The sequence below is a fragment of the Pseudomonas sp. A-RE-22 genome (assembly GCF_019956035.1).
Lineage (GTDB): Bacteria > Pseudomonadota > Gammaproteobacteria > Pseudomonadales > Pseudomonadaceae > Aquipseudomonas > Aquipseudomonas brassicacearum.
This window is the reverse complement of sequence record NZ_JAHBCZ010000077.1, coordinates 216,486-223,288: the sequence shown is the minus strand read 5'-3', so window position 1 is coordinate 223,288 and position 6,803 is coordinate 216,486. Positions and strand designations below refer to the sequence as shown.

Genomic DNA, 6,803 nt, shown 5'->3' with positions numbered 1-6,803 from the left:
AATGAAGGCCGCAAGCCCAATGAAACAAGGGACATCAGCTCAACGATGGTTGAGAACAACAGCTCACGCGGATACTGGCGTTGACGATGTTCTTCGAACATCTGATCGATCCATTCGGCAGGAACAGCCTGCTCCAGAATCACTCTGGTCATGACACTGGCCGGTGCTTTTTTCTCAAACCGCGCTAGAACTTCTGCCCACATCGCTTCTGTCACCCTGACTGAGTTTTGTGGGATTTTATCAAAGACCTTGAAAGGGCTGGCCGTAAGGGCGGAACCCTAAGTCGCCGTTACCGCAGCAACGGATATACACACCAACCCACACCTCTCGGAACAGATAATCAGAAAACAGCATTACTGTCTTCTACGGGCCTTTTTATGGAGAGTGATTCTTGACACTGGCCAGTCAGCTTCTCTAGGATGCCGCTCATGCGCCGATTTAAACAGCTACTTGCGGGGCGCCAGGTGACTCAATCCAGTCGCCGATAGAAGCCGAAGACAAGGCTTCGAAATACCGCTAAAGCGCTGGTTCGGTGTTGCCTCTCACCTGCCATGCAGACTTTTGAGGCAGAGACACGACACGATGAACGCACCCAGCCTCCTAGTACGTCTTGCGCCGATCACGGCGAACCTTGTGCAACGCAATCCGAAAATTCTCCTGGGCGGCACTCACCAGCCAACGCTCTTGCGCTATCTCGACGGCTGGCCACGTCGTAACCATGGGCCCGCAGCTTTCCTGATCCAGTTTGTCGAAGACGGCGAGTCACTGGCCCGGTTCGCCAATGACAGTTTCGATCTGGCCGTCATCCAGTCCCCCAGTGCGGCGGACGCTCCTGAAATGATCCGGCAGTTGACCCGTGTGGCCCGGCAGGGATTGATCACGCGCCGCTGAGGCGAGGATTACGGGTACGCGATGTCCACGATGTAGACCCGTTTCTCGCCGGTAGGCGTCTGGACGCTGACCTCGGCGTCCAGGGCCTTGCCGATCAGGGCCCGTGCCAACGGTGAGTCGATACTGATCAGGTTCTGCTTCAGGTCCAGCTCGTCCGGGCCGACGATGCGATAGCGTGATTCCTTGCCATCCTCATCTTCGACCGTCACCCAGGCACCGAAGTACACCTTGTTCGGATCGCTGGGTTTTTCACTGACCACTTTAAGCGCTTCAAGGCGCTTGGTGAGGAAGCGCACGCGACTGTCGATTTCCCGCAGCATTTTCTTGCCGTAGGTGTATTCGGCGTTTTCCGAACGATCACCCTGGGCCGCCGCCTCGCTGACCGCCTGGGTCACCTGGGGACGGCGCACATGCCACAGCTCATGGAATTCAGCGCGCATCCGCGCTTCACCCTCGGGGGTGATCAGCGCGGTGCCGGCGGTGCGGGGTGGGCGATAACGGCTCATGGCAACTTCTTGTAATAGCGAAGCCGGGAGTCTATCAACCCTCGCGCAATACTGTCAGCGGGCTGGCATTGAGCGCTCGACGGGTGCCAAACACACCGGCCGCGCCGATCAACAAGGCCCCCAGCAGCGGCAATGCCAACAGCCATGGATGCGGATGCCAGGGCAGGTCGAAGGCGTACCGGTAAAGCACCAGGCTCACCAGCTCCGAACCCAGGGCCGCGAGCAGGCCACTGACCGCGCCCAGCAGGCCGAACTCGATGCGCCGGGCCTTGACCAGCAAGGGCCGTTCGGCGCCCAGTGCGCGCAATAGAGCGCCTTGGCGAATGCGCTCGTCGAGGGTCGCCTGCAGGCCGGAAAACAACACCGCCATCCCCGCTGCCAGTACAAACAACAACACATACTCCACAGCGAGGGTCACCTGGGCCAGGATGCTGCGCAGTTGTTCGAGCAGGGCCTCGACTTGCAGGATCGTCACCGCCGGAAAGGCCCGGGACAGGTCGACGATCTGTTGGTCGTGGCCCGACGCCAGGTAGAAACTGGTGAGATAGGTCGCTGGCAGATCCTTCAATGTGCCTGGCTGGAAGATCATGAAGAAGTTGGGCTGGAAATTGTCCCAGTTGATCTCCCGCAGGCTGGTGACCTTCGCTTCACGGTTGACGCCGCCCACGCTGAACACCAGGCGGTCGCCCAGCTTGATCTTGAGGTTCTCGGCCACTTTGCCTTCCACCGAAACCCCCGGGATATCGTCCGGTGGTTGCTGCGGCCACCAGGTCCCTGCGGTGACGATGTTGCCCGTCGGCAGGTCCGCGGCCCAAGTCAGGCTCAAGTCACGTTGCAGCGCCCGGTCACCCGCAGAGTCCTTGGTGACGAACTCTGTGGCCGGTTCGCCATTGATGCTGACGAGGCGCCCGGGTACCACGGGGTAGAGCGGGGCCGATTGCGCCGACAATGCCAGCAGCTTGTCGGTGAAGGCCTGCTTGTCGTTGGGCAGGATGTTCAGCGCGAAATAGTTCGGGGCGTTTTTTGGCAACTGGTTTTGCCAGGTGTCCAGCAGCTCGCCGCGCAACAACGCGATCAACGCCATGGACAACAGGATCAGGCCAAACGCCAGGGCCTGGCCGGCGGCGGCCAAGGGATGGCGCAGCAATTGGCCGAGGCCCAGCCGCCAGGGCAGGGAAGCGCGGGCCAACAGGCGACGCAGGCTCTGGAGCAGCAGCAACAACAAGCCGCCGAGCACCAGCGCGGCGACGACGCCACCACCCAGCAGGGCGAAGGTGAGGACCAGGTCCAGGCTCAGGCGCCACATGATCAGGCCCAGGGCGCCCAGCGCGGCACCGTAGATCACCCAGGAGCTGGAGGGGATCGGCAGCATGTCCCGGCGCAGCACGCGCAACGGCGGTACCCGGCCCAGCGCAGCCAATGGCGGCAGGGCGAACCCCGCCAGGGCCACCAGCCCGGTGCCGATCCCGGCGATCGCCGGCAGCAGGCCACCCGGCGGAACGGTGGTGGGCAGCAGGTCATGCAGCAGGGCGAACAGGCCCAGTTGGGCGATCCAGCCGAGCAGGGCGCCGCTGATGCTGGCGAGCAGGCCCAACACCGTCAATTGCAGGCTGAACAGCACCATGGTTTCCCGGCGTGACAGGCCCAGGCAGCGCAGCAGCGCGCTGGCGTCGAACCGTCGGGTGGCAAAGCGGTTGGCCGAGAGCGCGACGGCGACACCGGACAGCAACACCGCCACCAGGCTGGCCATGTTCAGGTAGCGTTCGGCCTTGCCCAGGGCGCCACCGATCTGCCGGTTGCCGTCGCGGGCATCCTGCAGGCGCTGGTTGGCTTCAAGGCCTGGCTTGACCAGGTCGCGGTAGGTTTGCAGCGCCGATGCCGGGCCGCGCCACAGGTCGCGATAGCTGACACGGCTGCCCGGCTGGACCACGCCGGTGGCCTCCAGGTCCTTGAGGTTGATCAGTACCCGCGGGGTGAGGCTGTAGAAGTTGCCGGCGCGATCGGGCTCATAAGTCAGCACGCGGCTCAGGCGCAAGGTCTGGTTGCCGACGTCGATGCTGTCGCCGATCTTCAGCTCCAGTGCCGTCAGCAGTCGTGCTTCGACCCAGGCCTCGCCAGGGTTCGGGCGTCCGCCGATTTCTTCCGGGGCGAACGGGGTGGGGGTGCTTTTCAGCTCGCCGCGCAATGGGTAGCTGTCATCGGCCGCCTTGACGCTGGACAGCTGGATGCCATTGTCGGTGGCCACAACACTGGAAAACTCCACCACCCGGGCGTGTTCCAACCCCAGTTCGATGCCGCTGCGAATCTGCTCCGGGCGGGCGGGGGAGCTGCCTTCGAGCAGTAGGTCGGCACCGAGGAACTCGGTGGCGCGCATCATCATCGCGCCGTTGAGGCGGGCACCGAAGTAACCGATGGCGGTACTGGCCGCCACCGCCACCAGCAGGGCGAAGAACAACACCCGCAACTCACCGGCGCGGGCATCGCGAAGCAATTGACGGACAGCGAGACTGAACAGGCGCAACAGCGGCAAGCGTGCCATCAAGGCTCCAGAGGGGCGACCATCTCGCCGGCTTCAAGTCGGATCAGGCGCCGGCAACGATGGGCCAGGCGTTCATCATGGGTCACCAGCACCAGGGTCGTGCCGCGTTCCTTGTTCAATTCGAACAGCAGGTCGCTGATGCGCTCGCCGGTATGGCTGTCGAGGTTGCCGGTGGGTTCGTCGGCAAACAGCACGTCGGGCTCGGCGGCAAAGGCGCGGGCAATCGCCACGCGTTGCTGTTCGCCGCCGGAGAGCTGGCGTGGCGAGTGGGTCAGGCGCTGGCCCAGGCCGACGCGCTGCAACAGTTGCGTGGCCCGTTCGCGGGCATCCTTGCGCCCGTCAAGTTCCAGCGGCAGCATGACGTTTTCCAGTGCATTGAGGCTGTCGAGCAACTGGAACGACTGGAAGACGAAGCCGACATGCTCGGCGCGGATCCGCGCACGCTGGTCTTCATCCAGAGCGCTGAGCGCTTGGCCGGCGAGTGTCACCTCGCCGCTGCTGGGCAGGTCGAGGCCGGCCAGCAGGCCCAGGAGAGTGGATTTGCCGGAACCGGACGCCCCGACGATGGCCAGGCTATCGCCTTTGTTCAGTTCCAGGCTGAGTTCGTGCAGGATGGTCAGTTCACCTTCCGCGCTGGAGACCACTTTGCTAAGGTCCGTCGCGGTGAGAATGCTTGAGCCCATGGAGAATCCGATGCGTGTGTGGTTTTTGAGTGCCGGCCTGGCCTTGATGTGCATGGCCCAGAACGCAGCGGCGGGTACAGTCCTGATCGTTGGCGATAGTATCAGCGCGGCTTTCGGCCTGGATACCCGGCAAGGGTGGGTGTCGTTGCTCGAACAACGGCTCAAGGCCGAGGGTTTTGACGATAAAGTGGTCAATGCTTCCATCAGTGGCGACACCAGTGCCGGAGGCCAGGCGCGGCTGCCGGCGCTGCTTGCAGCCCATAAGCCGGACCTGGTGATCCTGGAACTGGGCGGCAACGATGGCCTGCGCGGACAGCCGCCAACACAATTGCAACAAAACCTTGCAGCGATGATCGACAGCGCTCGTGCCAGCGGTGCCCAGGTACTTTTGCTGGGCATGCAACTGCCACCCAATTACGGACGGCGCTACACCGATGCCTTTGCCCGGGTCTACAGCACCCTGGCGGAGGAGAAAAAAGTCCCGCTGGTGCCGTTTTTTCTCAAGGACGTCGGTGGCATCCCGACCATGATGCAAGGCGACGGATTGCACCCGTCCGTCGCGGCCCAGGGCAAGTTGCTGGAAAATGTCTGGCCGACACTGAAACCGCTGCTTTGACGCTTTTCTACCGGCGGGCTTTCGGCTAATGTGGCGCCCCCGATTTGGAGCCCCCGATGCCGCGTCCCGCCTGGTCCCTGTTTGCCTACCAACTGATCGAGCCTGACGAGCAGCTGGATCTGTTCGCCTGCCAGGAAGTACGGGTGCACCTGGTGACCCGGCAGTTGGAGCTGGGTGGCTCGGCCGACCGAACTCTCTGCGGCAGCCTGCTGCCGGCCCAGCCACGCTGGTCGAGCGTCGATCGCAAGATTTTCCAGGATCATCGGCTGTGCTCGTTGTGCCGGGCGATCCTGGAGTCCCAGAAACGCGGCACCTCGCCAATCTGGCCGGAGCTGCGGTTCGAGTTGTAATCCCTCAGATTTCCGACATGTCCCTTGTGGGAGCGAGCCTGCCCGCGATGGCGGCGGCACATTCAACATTAATGCAAGCAGGCCCACCGCTATCGCGAGCAAGCTCGCTCCCACTGGGTTTCATTTCAGCTTCCAGGCATGCTGCGCATCGGACGCCTCTGTACCGCTCTCCCCGAAATAACAGGTGGCAGTGTACAATCGCCGTTTTCATAACCCCTTGTTCGATCTGCGAAGGATTTCCCGGATGTTGCCGCGCTTGCCTGCCGTCGCCCGCTGCCTGTCTCTTGCCGCCCTGTGTATGGCGGGCCCCGTTGCCGCCCTGGAGCTGCCTCTGCCACCGCCGGGTGAAGACATCGTTGGCCAGGTGCAGGTTATCAAGGCCAAATACGAAGACACCTTCGCCGACCTGGGTACCACCTATGACCTGGGCTACAGCGAGATGGTCGCCGCCAACCCCGGGGTCGATCCCTGGTTGCCGGGCGCAGGCACCGAGATCGTGCTGCCGACTCGCTTCATCCTGCCGCCGGGTCCGCGCGAGGGCATCGTGATCAACCTTGCCGAGTACCGTCTCTACTATTTCCCCAAGGGGCGGAACGTGGTCTACACCTTCCCGCTGGGGATTGGGCGTGAGGGCTGGGGATCGCCGATCGCCCACACCAGCATCATCGCCAAGACGCCGAACCCGACCTGGACCCCGCCGGCATCGATCAAGGCCGAACACGCCGCTGACGGCGACCCGCTGCCGAATGTCGTGCCCGCCGGCCCGGATAACCCGCTGGGTCCGTTCAAGTTCACCCTGGGCACCCCGGGCTACCTGATCCATGGTTCGAACAAGAAGTTCGGCATCGGCATGCGGACCAGCCACGGTTGCTTCCGGATGTTCAACAACAACGTGCTGGAAATGGCCGGCATGGTGCCGGTGGGGACATCGGTGCGGATCATCAACGACCCCTACAAGCTGGGCTTGAGCGGTGGCAAGGTGTACCTGGAAGCTCACACACCGCTGGACGACAAGGGCAACCCGTCGGTGGTGGACAAGCACACCTCAGTGATCAACGCGATGCTCAAGCGTGAAGACATCACCAGCAACTTGCGCATGAACTGGGACGTGGTGCGGGACGTGGTGGCGGCCGAAGATGGCATGCCGGTGGAAATCGCTGTTCCGAATACCTCGGCACCGATGGTCACGAGCGCGCCGATCGACTTGCAGCAGTAAAA

Annotated in this window: 7 protein-coding genes and 1 pseudogene; 4 read left to right on the top strand and 4 right to left on the bottom strand. The window is 63.0% G+C overall.

Features of this window, described 5'->3' with window-relative positions; genetic code table 11:
* Positions 1-152: pseudogene (locus KGA89_RS28335) on the bottom strand (IS4 family transposase); the annotation flags it as partial.
* A gap of 430 nt (positions 153-582) precedes the next feature.
* Between KGA89_RS28335 and KGA89_RS28330 the strand changes: the two are divergent.
* A complete protein-coding gene (locus KGA89_RS28330) occupies positions 583-891 on the top strand; it encodes a class I SAM-dependent methyltransferase (RefSeq protein ID WP_223473089.1) in 309 nt (102 codons plus the stop codon).
* 8 nt (positions 892-899) lie between these two features.
* Here the strand turns inward: KGA89_RS28330 and greB are convergent, their stop codons facing one another.
* From greB to KGA89_RS28315, 3 genes are read right to left on the bottom strand one after another with little or no spacing between them, the layout of a single operon-like run.
* Positions 900-1,397, bottom strand: coding sequence for a transcription elongation factor GreB (greB, locus tag KGA89_RS28325; protein WP_003199337.1), 498 nt, complete (start codon positions 1,395-1,397; stop codon positions 900-902).
* Between the two features lie 34 nt (positions 1,398-1,431).
* The gene (locus tag KGA89_RS28320) at positions 1,432-3,936 is read right to left on the bottom strand and encodes an ABC transporter permease (RefSeq protein ID WP_027912699.1); all 2,505 of its coding nucleotides are present in this window, start codon (positions 3,934-3,936) and stop codon (positions 1,432-1,434) included.
* Positions 3,936-4,619, bottom strand: coding sequence for an ABC transporter ATP-binding protein (locus KGA89_RS28315; protein WP_003199342.1), 684 nt, complete (start codon positions 4,617-4,619; stop codon positions 3,936-3,938). The genes KGA89_RS28320 and KGA89_RS28315 overlap by 1 nt, the downstream gene beginning before the upstream one ends.
* Before the next feature lie 10 nt (positions 4,620-4,629).
* On the opposite strand from KGA89_RS28315, the gene KGA89_RS28310 reads away from it, so the two are divergent.
* The 3 genes from KGA89_RS28310 (at position 4,630) to KGA89_RS28300 (ending at position 6,801) form a co-directional block, all read left to right on the top strand.
* Complete coding sequence (locus KGA89_RS28310; RefSeq protein ID WP_003199345.1) at positions 4,630-5,235, top strand: arylesterase; 606 nt, start codon at positions 4,630-4,632, stop codon at positions 5,233-5,235.
* A gap of 56 nt (positions 5,236-5,291) precedes the next feature.
* Positions 5,292-5,585: a hypothetical protein gene (locus tag KGA89_RS28305; protein WP_003199347.1), complete on the top strand. Its 294-nt coding sequence runs from the start codon at positions 5,292-5,294 to the stop codon at positions 5,583-5,585.
* 244 nt (positions 5,586-5,829) lie between these two features.
* A complete protein-coding gene (locus KGA89_RS28300; protein ID WP_003199349.1) occupies positions 5,830-6,801 on the top strand; it encodes a L,D-transpeptidase family protein in 972 nt (323 codons plus the stop codon).
* Positions 6,802-6,803 lie beyond the last annotated feature (2 nt).